Source organism: Microbacterium sp. Cr-K20 (genome assembly GCF_000708325.1).
GTDB lineage: Bacteria > Actinomycetota > Actinomycetes > Actinomycetales > Microbacteriaceae > Microbacterium.
In genome coordinates this window covers 37,058-54,687 of sequence record NZ_JARE01000075.1, presented here as the reverse complement: position 1 = coordinate 54,687, position 17,630 = coordinate 37,058, and the positions used below count along the sequence as shown (strand labels likewise).

Annotated in this window: 14 protein-coding genes; 8 read left to right on the top strand and 6 right to left on the bottom strand. The window is 68.7% G+C overall.

What is annotated here, in order from left to right:
* Window positions 1-61: 61 nt before the first annotated feature.
* The 7 genes from GZ67_RS0117875 to GZ67_RS0117845 all read left to right on the top strand — a co-directional run bounded on the left by GZ67_RS0117875 (window position 62) and on the right by GZ67_RS0117845 (window position 8,014).
* Window positions 62-1,030 carry a carbohydrate ABC transporter permease gene (locus GZ67_RS0117875; RefSeq protein ID WP_051662627.1) on the top strand — a complete coding sequence of 323 codons (969 nt, stop codon included), beginning with the start codon at window positions 62-64 and terminating at the stop codon, window positions 1,028-1,030.
* Window positions 1,027-1,899: a carbohydrate ABC transporter permease gene (locus tag GZ67_RS0117870; RefSeq protein ID WP_081860046.1), complete on the top strand. Its 873-nt coding sequence runs from the start codon at window positions 1,027-1,029 to the stop codon at window positions 1,897-1,899. The genes GZ67_RS0117875 and GZ67_RS0117870 overlap by 4 nt, the downstream gene beginning before the upstream one ends.
* Window positions 1,900-1,926: 27 nt before the next feature.
* A complete protein-coding gene (locus GZ67_RS0117865; RefSeq protein WP_029261349.1) occupies window positions 1,927-2,760 on the top strand; it encodes an SDR family oxidoreductase in 834 nt (277 codons plus the stop codon).
* Entirely contained in the window at window positions 2,754-3,680 is a 927-nt protein-coding gene (locus GZ67_RS0117860) for a dihydrodipicolinate synthase family protein (RefSeq protein ID WP_136025580.1), read from the top strand. The genes GZ67_RS0117865 and GZ67_RS0117860 overlap by 7 nt, the downstream gene beginning before the upstream one ends.
* A gap of 67 nt (window positions 3,681-3,747) precedes the next feature.
* Entirely contained in the window at window positions 3,748-4,737 is a 990-nt protein-coding gene (locus GZ67_RS0117855) for a LacI family DNA-binding transcriptional regulator (protein ID WP_029261351.1), read from the top strand.
* Window positions 4,738-4,853: 116 nt separating this feature from the next.
* Window positions 4,854-6,383 (top strand): FGGY-family carbohydrate kinase, encoded by a 1,530-nt coding sequence (locus tag GZ67_RS0117850; RefSeq protein ID WP_029261352.1) that lies wholly within the window; start codon window positions 4,854-4,856, stop codon window positions 6,381-6,383.
* Window positions 6,380-8,014, top strand: a complete 1,635-nt coding sequence (locus GZ67_RS0117845) for a fucose isomerase (RefSeq protein ID WP_029261353.1) — start codon at window positions 6,380-6,382, stop codon at window positions 8,012-8,014. Before GZ67_RS0117850 ends, GZ67_RS0117845 begins: the two co-directional genes overlap by 4 nt.
* Window positions 8,015-8,038: 24 nt before the next feature.
* Here GZ67_RS0117845 and GZ67_RS0117840 read toward each other — a convergent pair whose 3' ends face one another.
* The 5 genes from GZ67_RS0117840 to GZ67_RS0117820 all read right to left on the bottom strand — a co-directional run bounded on the left by GZ67_RS0117840 (window position 8,039) and on the right by GZ67_RS0117820 (window position 14,854).
* Window positions 8,039-8,317, bottom strand: coding sequence for a hypothetical protein (locus tag GZ67_RS0117840; protein WP_029273969.1), 279 nt, complete (start codon window positions 8,315-8,317; stop codon window positions 8,039-8,041).
* A gap of 128 nt (window positions 8,318-8,445) precedes the next feature.
* Complete coding sequence (locus GZ67_RS0117835; protein ID WP_029261127.1) at window positions 8,446-11,694, bottom strand: GH92 family glycosyl hydrolase; 3,249 nt, start codon at window positions 11,692-11,694, stop codon at window positions 8,446-8,448.
* On the bottom strand, window positions 11,691-12,626 hold the full coding sequence (locus GZ67_RS0117830; RefSeq protein WP_136025566.1) for a carbohydrate ABC transporter permease: 936 nt from the start codon (window positions 12,624-12,626) through the stop codon (window positions 11,691-11,693). The genes GZ67_RS0117835 and GZ67_RS0117830 overlap by 4 nt, the downstream gene beginning before the upstream one ends.
* Window positions 12,623-13,549 carry a carbohydrate ABC transporter permease gene (locus GZ67_RS0117825; protein ID WP_105711556.1) on the bottom strand — a complete coding sequence of 309 codons (927 nt, stop codon included), beginning with the start codon at window positions 13,547-13,549 and terminating at the stop codon, window positions 12,623-12,625. Before GZ67_RS0117825 ends, GZ67_RS0117830 begins: the two co-directional genes overlap by 4 nt.
* A gap of 3 nt (window positions 13,550-13,552) precedes the next feature.
* Window positions 13,553-14,854 (bottom strand): ABC transporter substrate-binding protein, encoded by a 1,302-nt coding sequence (locus tag GZ67_RS0117820; protein WP_029261124.1) that lies wholly within the window; start codon window positions 14,852-14,854, stop codon window positions 13,553-13,555.
* Window positions 14,855-15,070: 216 nt separating this feature from the next.
* Between GZ67_RS0117820 and GZ67_RS0117815 the strand changes: the two genes are divergently transcribed.
* The gene (locus GZ67_RS0117815) at window positions 15,071-16,381 is read left to right on the top strand and encodes a glycoside hydrolase 5 family protein (RefSeq protein WP_029261123.1); all 1,311 of its coding nucleotides are present in this window, start codon (window positions 15,071-15,073) and stop codon (window positions 16,379-16,381) included.
* Between the two features lie 32 nt (window positions 16,382-16,413).
* Here the strand turns inward: GZ67_RS0117815 and GZ67_RS0117810 are convergent, their stop codons facing one another.
* Window positions 16,414-17,445 carry a LacI family DNA-binding transcriptional regulator gene (locus GZ67_RS0117810; RefSeq protein WP_029261122.1) on the bottom strand — a complete coding sequence of 344 codons (1,032 nt, stop codon included), beginning with the start codon at window positions 17,443-17,445 and terminating at the stop codon, window positions 16,414-16,416.
* Window positions 17,446-17,630 lie beyond the last annotated feature (185 nt).

Here is a 17,630-nt window from a genome sequence, read left to right as displayed (position 1 = left end):
GGCGTGACCCCCGCCGCCCGCCCCTCGGCCATCCCCGCGACACGCGAAAGGACACCCGGCCATGGCCACCCCCACGCTCGAGGCGCGACCCACGACGCCCTCAGCTTCGCCGCCCCGGCGACGACGCCGCGACACCGGCGCGATCGGACGCTTCATCGAGCGCAACGGCGCCTACCTCTTCCTCTTCCCGGCGATCGCGTACCTGGCGGTCTTCACGGTCTTCCCCCTGATCCGCGGCGTGCTGCTGTCGTTCACGGCGACCAAGCTGGTCAACCCCGCCGGGGGACGGCCGGTCGGCATGGAGAACTACGAGTACCTGCTGTCGAGCGACAAGTTCTGGTCGTCCGTCATCACGACCCTCCTCTACACGCTCTTCACGGTGGTCTTCTCGGTCGGCATCGGAACCGCCGGAGCGCTGCTGCTCAACACCGCCTTCAAGGGGCGCGGTATCGTCCGTGCCATCGCGACGATCCCGTGGGCGGTGCCGACAGTGGCCGCCGCCCTCATCTTCGTCTGGATCTACAACAACGAGCAGGGCATCCTCAACCGCACCACCGCAGCTCTCGGCCTCGGTGAGCACGGCTGGCTCGTCGATCCGAAGTACGGGCTGTTCGCGGTGACGCTCGCGACGGTCTGGAAGCTCACGCCGCTCGTGATGCTGGTCATGCTCAGCGCCCTGCAGAGCGTGCCGCACGAGCTCCGCGAAGCGACCTGGGTCGACGGCGCCACGCGCTTCCAGTCCTTCCGCGCGGTCACCCTGCCCCACATCATGCCGACCGTGCGCGTCATCACGCTGCTCATGACGATCTGGTCGATCCGACGCTTCGAGATCATCTTCCTGATCACCGGTGGGGGACCCCTCGACGTCACCAACACGCTCGTCGTGAACGTCTACCGCACGGCGTTCCAGGATCAGAACCTCGGACGCGCCGCGGCCATCGGTGCCCTCGGCCTGGTGCTGTCGCTGCTGGTCACCGTCGTCTACTTCATCGTCGAGCAGATCCAAGAACGTCAGGAGAGCCAGCGATGACCACCGTGCGCATCCCCACCGATCTTCCGCGTCGCCGCGGGATCGGCGCCAAGTTCGGCAGCCTCGGCAAGGCCGTTCTCATCACGCTGCTCGTCGTCTTCGCCGGATTCCCGGTGTACTGGATGCTCGCGACCTCGCTCGGCACCGAAGCTTCGCTCTACGGTGGCAGCCAGCCGCTGCTCCCCGAGGTGCAGAACATCGGCCAGTGGGGCGGCTTCCTCTCCGACATCCCGATCCTGCGCTGGCTCGGCAACTCGTTCGTGATCGCCGCCGGCACCACGATCCTCAGCCTCGTGCTGGCGACCATGGCCGCCTATGCGCTCAGCCGGTACAAGTTCCACGGCCGCGGCGTCGCCGGCTTCATCTTCTTCAGCACGCAGATGCTGCCGGAGGCGCTGATCATCGTCCCGCTGTACGCGATCTTCGCCGGCGCCGGGCTGCTCAACAGCCACTGGGGGCTCGTCCTCGCCGACACCGCGTTCGTGATGCCGGTGAGCATGTTCATCATCAAGAGCGGCATCGACAAGATCCCGTACGAGATCGAGGAGTCGGCCCGCATCGACGGCTGCTCGCGCCTGCGCATCCTCACCACGATCGTCCTGCCGCTGATCATGCCGAGCATCGCGGCCGCGGCCGTCATCGCGTTCTTCGACGGCTGGAACGAGTTCATGTTCGCGAACACCTTCATCTCGTCGTCCGACCTGTGGCCGGCGTCCGTCGGGCTGTCGTCGTTCCTCGGGCAGTTCTACACACCGATGAACATCGTCATGCTGTGCGCGCTGCTGTTCGCGCTGCCCGCGATCATCTTCTTCCTGTGGGCGCAGCGCGGCATCGTGTCCGGGCTCACCGCGGGATCCGTCAAGGGCTGACCGCCCTGCAATCTGGAGTATCGATACATGTCTGAAGGACTCGACCCGCTCTTCTCGGTGCGGGACAAGGTGATCGTCGTCACCGGCGGCTTCGGCCAGATCGGCGCGGAGTTCGTCCGCTCGCTGCACCAGCGGGGCGCGCGCGTCGCCGTGACCTCTCGCAGCGAGGTGGCCGACCCCGCCGCGCGTCTCGGCATCGACGACCCGGATGGGCGCCTGCTCGCCGTGGCGATGGACATCACCGACCAGGCCAGCGTGGACGCAGGGCTCGACCAGGTCGCGGCGACCTGGGGCGTGCCGACCGTCGTCGTCAACAACGCCGGACTCGACACGCAGCCCAGCGCGCCGCCGGAGGTCTCCGGGCCGTTCGAGGAGTTCCCGGTCGACGTGTTCCGCGAGGTCGTCGACACCAACCTCGTCGGCACGTTCCTCGTGACGCAGGCGGCGGGTCGGCGGATGCGCGATGCCGGCGTCGGCGGCTCGATCGTCAATGTGGGATCCATCTACGGGATGGTGTCGCCCGTGCAGGACATCTACGCCTACAAGGCCGAGGACACCGGCATCCCCTTCATCAAGCCGGTCGCGTACTCGGCGGCGAAGTCGGGGCTCTACAACCTCACCCGCTACTGCGCCACGTACTGGGGGCGCGCGGGCATCCGCGTCAACACGCTCACGCCCTCGGGCGTCCGCCGGGACACGCAGGATGCGAAGTTCCAGGCGAACTACATCGCCCGGATGCCGATCGGTCGCATGGCCGAGGCCGACGAGTACAACGGCGCGCTGGTCTTCCTCGCGTCCGACGCGTCGACATACATGACCGGCTCCAACCTCGTGGTCGACGGCGGGTGGACCGCATGGTGAGTGATCTTCTCGGCACGCGCCTGTTCACAGCGGCGGTCACCCCGATGCGCCGCGACGAGAGCGTCGATCACGGCGCGCTCGCGACCATGCTCGACACCGATATCCGGCGCGGCGTCGAGGGCCTCTACATCTGTGGGTCGTCCGGCGAGGGCGTGCTGCTCTCCGAGGCCGAGCGCATCGCGGTGGCCGAGACCGCGGTGACGGCTGCCGCGGGGCGCGTGCCCGTGGTCTCCCACGTCGGCGCGATGTCGACGGGGGAGGCGGTGCGCATCGCCGCCGCAGCGAAAGACGCGGGTGTCGCAGCGATCTCCATGATCCCGCCGCTGTACTACGGCTATTCGACGGCGGATGTGGTGCGGCACCTCCGCACCGTGATCGACGCGGTCGAGCTTCCCTTCATCCTCTACAACATCCCGCAGTTCACTGGGCGCGACATCTCCGAGGGCGGCTTCGACGAGCTGCTCGCGCTGCCCCAGGTGATCGGCGTCAAGCACACCTCGCGCAACCTGTACGGGGCCGAGCGGATCCTCCGCCGCTACCCGCACCTGACCCTGATCAACGGCTTCGACGAGTTCTATCTGCCGGCGCTGTCGATCGGCGCACGTGGGGCGATCGGCACCACCGTGAGCCTGCAGTTAGAGCTCTTCCTGTCGCTGCGTCGACGGTTCGACGCCGGCGACCTCGCCGGAGCGCGTGCCGTGCAGGTGCGCATCAACGACACGGTCGAGGGCATGGTCGAGGTCGGCGTGTTCGGCGCGGCCAAGTACCTCGGCGGCAAGCTGTCGGTCCCGCTCGGCGACTGCCGCTCGCCGCTCCCGGCGCTCGACGACGACGGTCGTGCGCGCCTGGATGCGGTCTTCGCGCGCCTACAGGAGAACATCGCGGTCACCGCCGAGGAGGATGCCCGCGACGTCTCGTGATGGGGGATCGCGAGCGTCGTCCGGAGAGGCCGGTAGGGTGAAGCATCCGGGCAGCAGAGGGCGGGAAATGACCACGATCTACGACGTCGCGAGGCGCGCAGGCGTCTCGCCGGCGACGGTCTCGCGGGTGTTCAACGGCACCAGGGTCTCACCCGAGAAGATCGAAGCCGTGCGCGCCGCGGCGGAAGAGCTGAACTTCACGCCGAACCGCGCCGCCCGCACGCTGCGCACCCAGACGTCCGAGGTCATCGCCCTCGTCATCCCCGACATCGAGAACCCCTACTTCACGGAGATGGCCCGTGGCGTCGAGGATGTGGCCTCCGAGGCCGGGTACTCGGTGGTGCTCTGCAACTCCGACTCGCAGACCGAGAAGGAGGCGACGTACCTGCAGATCGCGATCGCCGAGCACATGTCCGGCGTCATCATCGCGGCGGCGTCGAAGGCGACGGATCTCGACAGCATCCTCTCCACCGGCCGACCGGTGGTGGCGGTCGACCGCGCCACCCGTCACGAGCTCGATCTCGTCGTGATGGCGAACCGAGAGGCGGGCGTCGCGGCGACCGAGTCCCTGATCGCCGCCGGCCACCGGCGAATCGCGTACATCGGCGGTCCGGAGGATATCGACACCGCTGCCGAACGCGCCGCGGGTTGGCGAGAGGCGCTCGCAGCGGCGGGACGCGATGCCGACATCGACGAGCTGCAACGGTTCGCGACGTTCCGTGTCGACGGCGCGCGAGCGGCGATGGAGGAATTGCTCGCCCTTCCCGACCCGCCGGACGCCGTCGTCGCCGGAAACAACCTCATCGGCGTCGGAGCGATCCAGGTGCTCACCGAACACGGACTCACCCCACCGGCAGTCGGGGTCGCGGTCGTCGGGTCGCTGCCCTTCACGACGCTCTCGCCGACCGCCGTCACGATGGTGCAGCTGCCCGCGCGCCACATGGGTGTGACGGCGGCGCGCATGCTCCTCGAGCGCATCGCCGGCGACACCCACCCTGCGCGCACGGTCGTGTTGCGGGGCGAGACCCGGCAGGCGATCGCGCGGCGTTCCGCGTAGGGCTTCGCCCCGCATCGCCTCGGTGATGGACGGTGCATGCGTAACCACGATCTCCTGCTTGCATCGTGAAATCGATTTCAGCTACGCTTTCCTCAGGCGTGATCAAGGAGGACACCATGCGATGCACCCTCGGGGTGGATGTCGGTACATCGAGCACCAAAGGCGTGCTCGTGGGGCCCGACGGAACCATCATCGCCACCACCACCCGCGAGCACGACGTCTCCCGGCCGCACACCGGCTGGGTGGAGTTGGATGCCTCGATCTGGTGGGACGAGTTCGTCGACATCGCCCGCGAACTGCTCGCCGCGCACCCCGATGCCGAGGTCGTCGCCGTCGGCGTCAGCGGGATGGGTCCCTGCATCCTGCTCGCCGACGAGAACGACCAGCCGGTCCGACCCGCGATCCTCTACGGCGTCGACACCCGCGCTTCCGCCCAGATCGAGAGGATCACCGCCGAGCTCGGCGTGGACGAGATCACCCGCATCGGAGGCTCGGTGCTCACGTCGCAGGCCGGCGGGCCGAAGATCGCCTGGATCGCGGAGGAGGAGCCGGCGGCCTGGGCGCGCGCCAGACGGCTGTTCATGCCCGCATCCTGGCTCGTCCGTCGGCTCACCGGCGCGTACGTCTTCGACCATCAGTCCGCGAGCCAGGTCTCTCCCCTCTACGACATCGAGAGCGAGCGGTGGCACGCCCCGTTCTGGGGTCGCTACGCCACCACGATCGTGCAGCCGCGCCTCGCGTGGGCCGGCGACATCGCCGGCACCGTCACCCTGCAGGCAGCCGAATCGACCGGAATCCCGGCAGGGACGCCCGTCATCACGGGCACGATCGACGCCTGGACCGAGGCCGTCAGCGTGGGCGCGCATGAGACCGCCGACCTGATGCTGATGTACGGGACGACGATGTTCATGGTCTTCACCAGCGCGGTGACGCCGGGGGAGCCCGCGCTGCGCACGCCGTCGATGTGGACCACGGCCGGCGCCTTCCCCGGTACCCGGAACCTCGCCGGAGGCCTCTCGACCTCCGGCGCGCTGACCGCGTGGCTCAAGGAGCTGACCGGTGCCGACTACCCGCAGCTCCTCGCCGAGGCGGAGGCATCGGGGGTCGGCGCCCGGGGTGTGCTGATGCTCCCGTACTTCGCAGGAGAGCGCACCCCCATCCAGGACCCGGACGCGCGAGGCGTGATCGCCGGGCTGACGCTCGAGCACACCAGGGGAGACCTGTACCGGGCGGCGCTCGAGGCCACCGCGTTGGGCGTGCGGCACAACGTCGAGACCATGCGGGCCGCCGGCGCCGACATCCGCCGGATCGTCGCGGTCGGCGGCGGTACGCAGGGGAGACTGTGGCTGCAGATCGTCTCCGACGTCACCGGTCTCGTGCAGGAGGTGCCGGAGACCACGATCGGTGCGAGCTACGGGGCCGCCTTCCTGGCCGCCGTCGCCGTGGCAGCCGACGGTGAGGCGCCGCTCATCACCGACTGGAACCCCATCACGGAGCGCATCACCCCGAACGCCGAGCTGCGCACCGCCTACGACACCCTGTTCGACCGCTACGTGCGTCTGTACGACGGAACGAAGGGCGTCGTCCACGAACTCGCCGCTGAGCAGCGCGGCACGTCATCCCACTCAACCCCGGAGGAATCATGACCACCTACGCACTTCCCGCCCCCGTGTCCCGCCCGGCATCCGCGCCGAAGACCGCCTACCTGATCGCGTCGGGCGACCTGCGCGAGGCCGCCAACACCGGCGGCTGGCCGGTGCAGGTCGAGCTCGAAGCCGGCGTCACCGGCGTCTTCGAAGACCTCGGGTGGACCGTCATCCGCGCCAACGACGTCGATCCCGAGACGGGCCACGGCTTCATCTCGAGCCAGCGCATGGGCCTCGAGGTCTTCAAGAACATCCCGACCGACGCCCCGCTCATCGTCGCCGAAGCCGTCTGGCAGTACTCCCACCACGTGCTCGCCGGCCTCCGCACGCACCAGGGCCCGATCCTCACGGTCGCGAACTTCGCCGGTGACTGGCCCGGCCTCGTCGGACTGCTCGGCCTGAACGCCGGTCTGACGAAGATGGACAAGCCCTACGCCACGATCTGGTCGGTCGACTTCTCGGACGACTGGTTCAAGGCCGGCATCAAGGAGTGGACGGAGACGGGTGCCATCACCCATGACGCTTCGCACGTGCGCGCGCTGCCCGCGCTGCCCGACAGCCCCGAGAAGCAGCTGGGCGAGGCGCTCGCCGCGGAGCTCCTGGCGGAGAAGGCCATCATCGGCGTCTTCGACGAGGGCTGCATGGGCATGTACAACGCGATCTTCGACGACGAGCTGCTCAACCAGACCGGCATCTACAAGGAGCGCCTGTCGCAGTCGGCCCTCTACGCCGAGATGCTCGAGGTCACCGAGGCCGAGGCGGACGCCGCGTATGACTGGCTGATCGACGCGGGCATGACCTTCCGGTACGGCGAGAATGCCACCACCGAGCTCACCCGGGAGCAGGTGCAGTGGCAGCTGAAGATGTACATCGCCGCGCTCCGCATCGCCGACGACTTCGGACTCGACGCGGTCGGCATCCAGTACCAGCAGGGGCTGAAGGACCTGGTTCCGGCCTCCGATCTCGCCGAGGGCATCCTGAACTCGACTCAGCGTCCGCCGGTGACCTCACGCGACGGTTCACGGGTGCTGCACGACGGCCGCGCGTTCCCGCACTTCAACGAGGCCGACGAGGGGGTCGCCGTGGACGCTCTGGTCACCGATCGCGTCTGGCGTGCGATGGGCCTCGTGCCCGACAACACCCTGCACGACGTGCGCTGGGGCGAGGAGTACGACGGGCAGTTCGTCTGGGTCTACGAGATCTCGGGCTCGGTTCCGGCGTCGCACCTGGGCGGATGGCAGAACGCCGAGGGCTGGCGGCAGGGGCACGTGTTCTTCCCCGCGGGCGGAGCCACGATCAACGGCGTCTCGAAGCCCGGCGAGATCGTGCTGTCGCGTGTGTTCATCGCCGACGGGATCCTGCAGGCCGACATCTTCCGCGCGTCGGTCGTCGAGCTCCCGGCCGAGGAGACCCAGCGCCGCAAGGACGCTACGAACCCGGAGTGGCCGATCGCGCACGTCGTGCTGCACGGCGTCTCCCGCGACCAGTTCATGGCCCGCCACAAGGCCAACCACGCACAGCTCGTCTACGCTCCGGATGCCGAGACGGCGGACAAGGCTCTGATCGCCAAGGCCGCGATGTTCGACGGAATGGGCATCAAGGTCAACCTGGTGGGAGACGTGGCGGTCTGACCCGGCGCTCGTCTGCCTGGAGGGCTACTGAGACCGCCAGAACCGCATCACCAGGTTCGTCAACTCCTTGTCGAGATCGTCGACCTTGGACTCGATCCGCCCGAGGCGCGCGTCGAGGCCGTCGATACGTGCCGAGAGAGCGGTGTCGAGGCCGTCGATACGTGCCGAGAGGGTGGCGTCGATGCGATCGACCTCGACGCGGATCACGCGGCTGAGCTGCGTCGTCATGAGCGTCATGCCGCCGAGCATCACAGCCGCGAAGATACCGAGCAGCGTCCATACCTGAGGGTCGTTCAAGCGCATGCCTCCAGTCTGAGTTCGGAGGCCCACGTTGTCACGGTATTCCGGTCTCGCTGCGCCACGAGCCCAGTCGTCGTGGGTACCTCGCCGAGACGAGGTGCCCGTGTAGAAGGAGTGGCCGACCGGAGGGATCAGCCCAGGTCGAAGATCTCGAGTTGACGGAGCGTGACCTCGGCCACCGCGCGCACGCGGAGCGCCGAGGTCACGGTCCGGGCTGTCAGGGTGAACGGCGTCGTGCGGTCGGCCGGCAGCTCGGCCCGGTGTGTCATCGTGACGGGGATCCACAGGCCGTCCGTCCCCTCGGCCTCCCATCGGAGGGCCGACGACGATGCCGTCGCCGCCACGGTCACGCTGACGTCGGTCACGCCGCGAGGCTCCTCGAACCGCCATCCCACCCACTCCCCGCGACGCAGCGCGACACCGGCATCCCCCGACGGCACACCGTCGTCGAAGACGCGGTCCGGACGGATGGTGTCGGTGGAGGCGACGACCTCACCGGCGCCGGAGGTCAGGTCAGGGCACCAGATCGCGAGGTCGTCGAGGGAGGAGCCCGCTTCGAGCGCCGCGACCGGGTCGACGCCGAACTCCAGTTCCAACACCGCGTCGCCGGAGAGCGCGTCGATCGGCAGGTCGGCCGAGGGTAGGGGCACCCCGTCGAGTCGCGCCTCCTGCAGGATGTGGGCCGAGGGGGTGGCTCGACGCGACCGGATGCGCAGGGAGGAACCGCTTCCGCGATCCACGCGGATGTCGTGGAAGAGCGGCGACCCGATCCGCAGCCGCCCCGACGCGAGCTCCAGCGGGTAGAGGCCGAGCGCGGCCCACAGCCACCAGGCGCTCATCTCGCCGTTGTCCTCGTCGCCGGGGAAGCCCTGGCCGATGTGCGCTCCGGCGAACAGGCGCGCGGCGAGGTCGTGCACGAGCGGCGCCGACTGCCACGGTCGGTCGCTGAACGCGTACATGAACGGGATGTGGTGCGCCGGCTGGTTCGAGATCGCGCACATCCCGGAACGCAGCGCCCTCGCCTCGCGCTGCTCATGGATGACGGTGCCGTACGCGCCGCCGAAGCGTTCATCGGCGGTCTCGGGTTCGGCGAACAGGGCGTCGAGGTGGCGTCCGAGACCGGCGGGACCGCCGTAGAGGTCGGCGAGGCCCGCACCGTCGTGCACGGCGCCGACCGACATGCCCCAGGCGTTCGTCTCGACGTTGTCTCCGCCCCAGGATCGCGGATCGAACCCGGATGCGGAGAACGCCTCTTGATCGTCCCGGCCGCGGAAGAACCCGGTGTCTTCGTCGAACAGCGTGCGATACGCCCGGGCGCGATTCGCGAAGTATCGGGCGAAGGATCGATAGCGCGCGGCAGCGGATTCGGTCTCGGATGCGGTCTCGGATGCGGAATCGGATGCGACCTCTCGGGCGAGCTGCGCCGCGAGCCTCCCGAGCGCGGCATCGCTCACCGCGTTCTCGATGCTCCAGCTCATGCCCTCGGGAACATTCGAGGAGATGTATCCGGTGAACCGGCCCCTCGCGATGCCCTTGCGGCCGCGGCGCGCATCCGGCCCCGGCTCGCACGCGTTCCGCCATCCGCTCTCGAACGCGGTGACGCGGTCGAAGTCCACGCCCCAGCGTGCGGCATCGGCGAAGATCTGGTCGCTCGAGGTGCCGACCATGCTGTCGACGTATCCGGGTGCGCTCCATCGCGCCATCCAGCCTCCGCGGCGATACTGCTCGAGCTGCCCGTCGAGGAGCCGCCCAGCGAGGGAGGGATCGAGCAGGGCGAGAGCCGGCCACTCGGTGCGGTACGTGTCCCAGTATCCGTTGTTCACGACGAGTTCGCCGTCGACGGCCGGTGCGACTCCGCTCTCGTCGTGTGACTCGCGCGCGGCGAACACGTCGGCGAATCGCCAGACCGGCGCCTCCGCCGTCCCGACGTTCTCGGCGGCACTGTTGGGATACAGGTGCATCCGGTGGAGCGCGGCCGCGATCCGGGACCGATGCTCCTCGTCGGCGAGCCCACGATAAGGGGCCTCCGCGTCCGGCAGCGGTGGGATCGACACCCGCCCCAGCAGTCGGTTCCAGGAGGCGGCGGCCGCATCGCGCAGCTCTCCGTAGGCGCTCGACCGCGGAGCCTCCGTCTCCAGAGCGTGCCGGGCCTGCTCCACCGACAGGAAGGAGATGCCGATCCGCACCTCGAGCGATCCACGTCCGCCCACGTATCCCGCGACCCGCCCGCGGCCGTCGTCATCGAGGGGCCCGCGATCGAGTGTCCGCTCATCGTCGCGGGGGTGCCGGACCGTCCCGGCGAAGAAGCAACGGGGAGCGTTGCCCCAGTCCTCGGGCCCCTCCGGGATCCACCCCTCGAATCCGCCGGCATCCGTCCAGAAGAGACGCCCCGCGTCGGTGAGCTGGTCGATGACGAAGCCGACCGGGGCGGCGGCATCCGCGCTGTGCACTCGGAACGCCGCTGCGTGCGCCGTCGCCGTCATCTCGACCTGCAGGCCGTCGCCGAGATCAGCCGAGTATTCGTGCGGACGCGCCCGTTCGGAGCCGGGGGTGATCCAACGCCGCCGTCCGGCGCGGCGCGAGGTCGGCGCGCCCAGGAACGGCATCAACTGCAGCACCGAGCGATCGCCGATCCACGGGCTCGGCTGATGGGAGAACTGCAGCGCTTCGAGCCGTCGCCCCTGCCGGTCGTCATGCACGAACGGCCGGTACGGCCAGCGGGCGTCTTCCGCATCGGTCGCCGGCGTGACGAAGGTGAACCCGTGCGGCACGGCCACCGCCGGGATGGTGTTGCCGCGAGAGAACCGTGGACCCGAATGCGAGCCGCGCCGGGTGTCGACCCGTTCGACGGGCGAGAGGTCACGGGCGGGGGCCCGCTCCTCGATCACGACCTGCACGAACCCGGTGCACCGCGCGGGGAGGTCGGCGGTGCCGGGGAGGGATGCGGCGCCGAGCACGACCTCGACCGTGCAGCTGCGGCGTGCGAAGGGGGCGAGGGAGACGGTGTCGGCGTTCCACTGCTCGGGCATGCTCCAGCGGGCGGCGAACTGCGCCTGCGCGGTGATCGGGAAGTCGTAGCGATCGCGCACGGCCGACGTGTCGCTCAGTCGTGCGCCGTCGGCGAAGCGCACATCGACCGTCACAGCGAGGGCTGCGTGCGGAGACAGTGTCGCGGCGGCGCCGTCGGCGTAGAACGCCCAGTGCAGCACGGTGTCGGGGGAGATCTCGAGGTCGGTGAGCCCGGGCACGTCGACCCGCTGCTCGCCGGCAGAGGGATCGAAAGCGAAGGCGAACACCGGGCCGGGCAGCACGCCCGCTCGGGGACGGGACGACGGAGGATCGGCCGGCCCGTCCGCCGGCGTGAGATGCGCGGCGCTCACCCCTTGATCGCGCCCTCCTGCACGCCCTTGAAGAAGAAGCGCTGCGTGAAGGAGAACATGATGACGATGGGCACGAGAGCGATCATGGTGCCGGCCGCGATCAAGCGCGGGTCGACCGAGAAGCTGCTGTTCAGATACGCCATGCCGACGGTCAGCGTGTACTTCGACGGGTCGGACAGCACGATGAGCGGCCACAGGTAGTCGTCCCAGGCCCCGATGAATGCGAAGATCGCGACCACCGAGACCATGCCGCGGATGTTCGGCCACACGATGTGGCGGATGCGCTGCCAGGTGGTCGCACCGTCGACCGTCGCGGCATCCAGCACGTCCTTCGGGATCATGCGGCAGGCGGTGGCGATCAGGAGCACGTTCATCGCGCTGATCGCGCCGGGGAGGAAGACGCCCCAGAGGGTGTCGGCCAGCCCGAGGGCGCGGATCGTGAGGAAGTTGCTCGTCACCGTCACCTCGCCGGGGAAGAGCAGCGTGGAGAGCAGGATCGCCATCACGATCCACTTGCCGCGGAACCTCATGCAGCCCAGCGCGTAGCCCGCGAACGTGGCCAGGACGACGTTGCTGACGACCGTGCCGACCGAGACGAGCAGCGAGTGCCAGGCGTAGAGGTACACCGGGACGATGTCGGCGACCCTGATGTAGTTCTGCAGCGTCGGCTCGCGCGGGATGAGCTCGGGCGGGAAGGAGTAGATGTTCTCCTGCGGCCCCTTGAACGAGGTCGACAGCTGCCAGATGAACGGCCCGATGACGAGCACCAGGACGAAGAGGAGGAGGGCGTATCGACCGATCAGACCGCCGAGGGTCGGCTTGCTGAAATCGCCGGAGCCGCGACGGCGGAACATGCGCTCGCGGGTCGGCGCCGACACCTCTTCGGAGGGTCGGGCGTCGTCGGTCGAGCGGGGCGGCGTGAGCGTGCTCATGCGGAGACCTTCGCCTTCTTCTCGCGATTCATGACGGCGATCGCGACGAGCGGGATGAGGGTGAGCAGGAACAGCGCCACGCTGATGGCGGACGCGTATCCGATGTTCCCGTTGAGGCCGGAGCCGACCTGGCGGATGAGCATCACGAGCGACATGTCGTAGCCACCGGGGCCGCCCGTGCTCTTGGACAGCACGTCGAGCTCGGCGAACACCCTCATGGCGGATACGGCGATGAGCACCGAGATGAGGAGCATCGCGCCGCGGACCGAGGGGATCGTCACGGACAGGAACCGGCGGAAGGACCCGGCGCCGTCGAGCATCGCCGCCTCGTGCAGCTCCTTGCCGACGTTCCCGAGTGCCGCGAGGTACACGACCATGTAGTAGCCCAGGCCCTTCCAGACCGTGAGCAGGATGGCGCAGCCGAGCAGCAGCCAGCGGTCGACGAGGAACGCCATCGGCTTGTCGACCAGCCCGAGGAACTCGAGCGTCTGGTTGATGATGCCGCGGCTGTCGAACAACCAGGTCCAGATGAGGGCGACCACGACCACCGAGGCGATCACGGGGAAATAGAACGTGGTGCGGAAGAACGAGATGCCGGGGAGCTTCTTCTGCACGAGCAGCGCCAGCAGCAGCGGCAGGATCGTGAGCAGCGGCACGCACACGACCACGTAGATGAGGCACGTCGTCAGGGCGTTCCAGAACATCTCGTCGCCGAACATGCGCTCGTAGTTCGCCCCGCCGACGAACTCGGGCGTCCGCAGGGGCTTGGCGTCGGTGAAGCTGAGGAAGACCGTGTTCAGGAACGGCCAGAGCGCGAACACCAGCACCCAGGCGACGGCGGGCCCGAGGAGCAGCCAGGGCGTGAACCACCGGTGGGATCTCATCGTCTTCCTGCCGGCCGTGATGCCGGTGTCCGCGCGCATGGCTTACTTGTCCACGCGGTTGGCGTTGGCGTACTCGACGATCTTGTCGAGCTGGGCCTTCGCGTCCGCCTCGCCGTTGACCGCGAGGGCGATCTGCTGGGTCATGTACGTGGCCATGTCGGAGGTCCACTGGAACGGCAGCGCCTTGGCGTCCTTCATCGCGCCGAAGACGGTGTCGATCGCCGACAGCTGCTTCTCGTCGGTGACGGTCGCGGCGATGTTGTCGACGACCTGGTCTCCGCCCTCGGCCGTTCCGGGAGCGGTGCCGACGGCCAGAGACGAGAACGCCACCTGGTTCTCCTGGTTCGTCGCGAACTCCGCGAAGGCGAGCGCGGCTTCCTTGTTGTCGGAGTCGGCGGAGACGTTGAGCCCCTGCACGTACAGCGGTGCGACACCGAGTCGCGGCGTCGCCACCGTGTTCTCCAGCAGCGCCGGCGCGTCCTTCTGCAGGTCGGTCGTGAAGCCGGTGCCGCCGGTGGTGAAGGCGACCTTCTCCTGGATGTACGCCTCCGCGTTTCCGCCGTAGTCACCGGTCAGTGCCTCGGCCGGCATAGCACCCGCAGCGTACGCGTCGGCGTACTTCTCGATGATCGCGGCGGCCTCGTCGGTGTTGAAGTCGAACTCGCCCTCGTCGTTGATGACCTCCATGCCGGCTGCGGTGAACGTGTCGAGCGCCGGGATCGAGGAGAGGAGCTGCACCTTGCCGCCGGACTCCGTCGCCACGTCCTTCGCAAGCGTGAGGAGCTCGTCGACCGTGGTCGGAAGGTTCTCCTCGGTGACGCCGAAGGGGGCGAGCTGCGCGAGGTTCCACCAGGAGGCGTCGCTGGAGAGGTACCAGGGCAGGCCGTACGTGCCCTCCATGCCCGGGTACTGGCTGTACGCCTCCCAGGCGCCCGTGTTGTAGGCGGTCTTCAGGTCGGGGTCGGCGGTTTCCAGGTCGATCAGCTTGCCCGCGGCGACCAGCGGGTACGCGATGTCGGGCGGCAGGTTCAGCACGTCGGGGAGGGTGTCGGCGTTCGCCTGGCTCAGGATCTTCTCCTGGTAGCCGTCGCCCGGCTGGTCGAGCCACTCGACCGTCACGTCGGGGTGCTCCTTCTCGAACGCGTCGATGAGGTCCTCGAAATACGGGGTGAACTTCTCGTTCTTGAGTGACCACGTCTGGAACTGGATGGTGCCGCTCAGCTCGCCCGATGTGTCGATGGGGCCCGAGGCGCCGGAGGTGCCGCCGCCTCCTGTGCAACTCGTCAGCGCCAGAACGCCGATGCTGAATGCTGCCAGAGCGACAATGCGTGTGCGAACTTTCATCGTGCTTCTTCCTCGAGGCGGGCGAATCCGCGCGAAGTCCACAGAAAGAGGACTACAGCGCTTTAGCAGATGAAACCATCCGATTTCCTCCCTGTCAAGGCACTCGTCCGGCGACGTATTGCCTGCAAGTGCAGGAGTGCGCACCGTTCGTTGCTCAAGCGTTATAGTGGTGCGAACTCCGCCCTCCTCGAAGGGCACGTCCGAAAGGTCTGACACATGACGCAGCGCGGCGCCCTCGATGCTCCTCTGAGGTTCGGGGCGAACTACACGCCGTCGAAGAACTGGATGCACTCCTGGCTCGACTTCACCCCCGACGACGTGCGCCGGGACTTCGCGGCTCTCGCGGAGCTCGGGCTCGATCACGTCAGGGTCTTCCCACTGTGGACCGTGCTGCAGCCGAACCGCACGCTCATCCGGGAGAAGGCCATCGACGACGTCCGTGCCGTCGTCGACATCGCCGGCGAGTTCGGCATGGATGCGGGCATCGATGTGGTCCAGGGGCACCTCTCGAGCTTCGACTTCGTCCCCTCGTGGCTGTACACGTGGCACGACAAGAACATGTTCACCGATCCACGGGCGCTCGAGGGTCAGGTCGCGCTCGTCGACCGACTCGGTCGGGCGTTGAGCGACGCACCGAACTTCCTCGGCCTGACGCTCGGCAACGAGACGAACCAGTTCTCCGCGCACACGCACCCGTCGCCATGGCCGGTCACGCAGGACGAAGCCGGCGGCTGGATCTCGACCCTGCTGGCGGCGGCGGAGGCCGCGGCGCCGGGGATCCCGCATGTCCACAGCGAGTACGACGCCGTCTGGTACATGGACGGCCACGGCTTCACGCCGGCCCACGCCTCTCGACTGGGCGCGATGACCACGATCCACTCCTGGATCTTCAACGGCACCGCCCAGCGCTACGGCGGTCGCTCCGTCGCCTCCGATCGTCACGCCGAGTACCTGATCGAGCTCTCCCGCGCCTTCGCGACGGATCCCGACCGGGTGGTGTGGCTGCAGGAGGTGGGTGCTCCGTCGAACTGCCTCACCGACGACGAGATGCCGGGCTTCCTGGAGGCGACCGTGCGCTCCGCGGCCCGCACCGAGAACCTCTGGGGCGTCACCTGGTGGTGTTCGCATGACGTCAGCCGCGACCTCGGTGACTTCCCCGAGCTGGAATACACCCTCGGACTCATCGGTCAGGACGGTGCGGCGAAGCCCATCGGCCGGCGTCTCGCCGAACTCATCCCCGAACTGCGACAGCGCGTCGCGCCGCCTGTGAGGGACACGGCGATCGTGGTGGACGTGGACGAGCGCGAGGTTCCCGTGAGTCGGGCGGCGCTGAGCCCGGGCGGGGCGGTGTTCCAGGCCTGGGTCGATGCCTGCGCCGCGGGCCTCGATCCCGCACTGGTCACATCGCGCGACGCGCTCGACCCCGTAGCGCTCGACGCGCGAGGAATCCGTCGTCTCATCCGTCCCGACCTCTCGGCCGACGTGGTCGACCCCTACGGATCGGTCAACACCGTCGTCCAGAGCTGACCGCGATCGCGGTTCGGGCCGGACGAGGTCGTTCAGGCGAGGCGCGCGGGCGGAGCGGTGCTCTCGCGTGCCGTGAGCACCGGCGTCGGACCCTCGACGCTGGGCAGGTTCACTCCCGCCTCGATCTGCTGCAGCAGCAGGGTCGCTGCGCGCTCGCCGAGTTCGAAGGTGTCTCGGGTCATCGCCGTGATCGACGGGTTGATCAGTCCGGCGATGACGGAGTCGTCGAACGAGGCGAGGGAGACGTCGCGCGGCACGGCACGGCCCATCTCCTGGGCGACGCGGAGACCTGCGACCGCCATCACGTCGTTGTCGTAGACGATCGCGGTCGGCTGCTGCCGACCGGAGAGCAGCGAGCGCGTGACCGCCGATGCGCGTGCGGGCGAGAAGTCCGTGATGATGACCACGCCCTCGACGCCGTCGGTCCTCATGCGCCCGAGCACCTCGGCACGCAGGCGCGTGTGCTCGAGTTCGGCCGGGCCGGCGACGTAGGCGATGCGGGTGTGCCCGAGGGCGGCCAGGTAGGAGAAGAGCGTCTCGGCCACCGTGTCGTCGCCGATCCAGACGCTCGGCACGGAGCCCTCCGGCGAGGGCTCGGAACCGATCATCACGGCCCGGGCGTCGAGGGCTTCGATGCGCCCGACGCGGGGATCGTCCTCGCGGGGGTCGATGAAGATGAAACCGTCGACCTGGTTGGAGGAGCGCCACTGTCGGTGCACTTCCATCTCCTCGGCGATGTCGCTGACGAGGCGGAGCTGCAGGCTGACCTTGCTCTCCGACAGCCGTGACTCGATGCCCGCGATGAGGTCGGTGAAGAACGCCTCGGATCCCAGCGACCGTGCCGGGCGGGCGAGGGCGAAGCCGACGGTGTTGGCGCGCGCTCCGACCAGCGCTCGAGCCGCCGAGCTCGGCTGCCAGCCGTTCTCTTCGACGACGCTGAGGATGCGCTGCCTGGTCTCGTCGCTCACGCCGGGGCGGCCGTTCAGCGCGAAGGAGACGGCACCGGGAGAGACCCCTGCCATGCGCGCGATGTCGGCGATGGTGACGCGTTTCGCCGGGGTCATAGTCCCTCACCATACTTGATCGATTTAGTCTCGCGGAAGAAGTGACGATGCGTTTAAAGCGGTCGGTCGCGCGGGCACGATCCTGGGGTTCGGCGGCAAACGCGAACCGGATCTCTCATATCGGAATGCCGATGCTCTACCCTTGCCCCTCCGCAGGCGGCGCGATAACCCTGGCTCTGGCCCCC

Coding starts and splice junctions, on each gene's coding strand:
- GZ67_RS0117820 (WP_029261124.1), bottom strand. CDS start 14,854: ATGAAAGTTCGCACACGCATTGTCGCTCTGGCAGCATTCAGCATCGGC.
- GZ67_RS0117860 (WP_136025580.1), top strand. CDS start 2,754: ATGGTGAGTGATCTTCTCGGCACGCGCCTGTTCACAGCGGCGGTCACC.
- GZ67_RS0117845 (WP_029261353.1), top strand. CDS start 6,380: ATGACCACCTACGCACTTCCCGCCCCCGTGTCCCGCCCGGCATCCGCG.
- GZ67_RS0117810 (WP_029261122.1), bottom strand. CDS start 17,445: ATGACCCCGGCGAAACGCGTCACCATCGCCGACATCGCGCGCATGGCA.
- GZ67_RS0117870 (WP_081860046.1), top strand. CDS start 1,027: ATGACCACCGTGCGCATCCCCACCGATCTTCCGCGTCGCCGCGGGATC.
- GZ67_RS0117830 (WP_136025566.1), bottom strand. CDS start 12,626: ATGAGCACGCTCACGCCGCCCCGCTCGACCGACGACGCCCGACCCTCC.
- GZ67_RS0117875 (WP_051662627.1), top strand. CDS start 62: ATGGCCACCCCCACGCTCGAGGCGCGACCCACGACGCCCTCAGCTTCG.
- GZ67_RS0117815 (WP_029261123.1), top strand. CDS start 15,071: ATGACGCAGCGCGGCGCCCTCGATGCTCCTCTGAGGTTCGGGGCGAAC.
- GZ67_RS0117855 (WP_029261351.1), top strand. CDS start 3,748: ATGACCACGATCTACGACGTCGCGAGGCGCGCAGGCGTCTCGCCGGCG.
- GZ67_RS0117850 (WP_029261352.1), top strand. CDS start 4,854: ATGCGATGCACCCTCGGGGTGGATGTCGGTACATCGAGCACCAAAGGC.
- GZ67_RS0117840 (WP_029273969.1), bottom strand. CDS start 8,317: ATGCGCTTGAACGACCCTCAGGTATGGACGCTGCTCGGTATCTTCGCG.
- GZ67_RS0117825 (WP_105711556.1), bottom strand. CDS start 13,549: ATGCGCGCGGACACCGGCATCACGGCCGGCAGGAAGACGATGAGATCC.
- GZ67_RS0117865 (WP_029261349.1), top strand. CDS start 1,927: ATGTCTGAAGGACTCGACCCGCTCTTCTCGGTGCGGGACAAGGTGATC.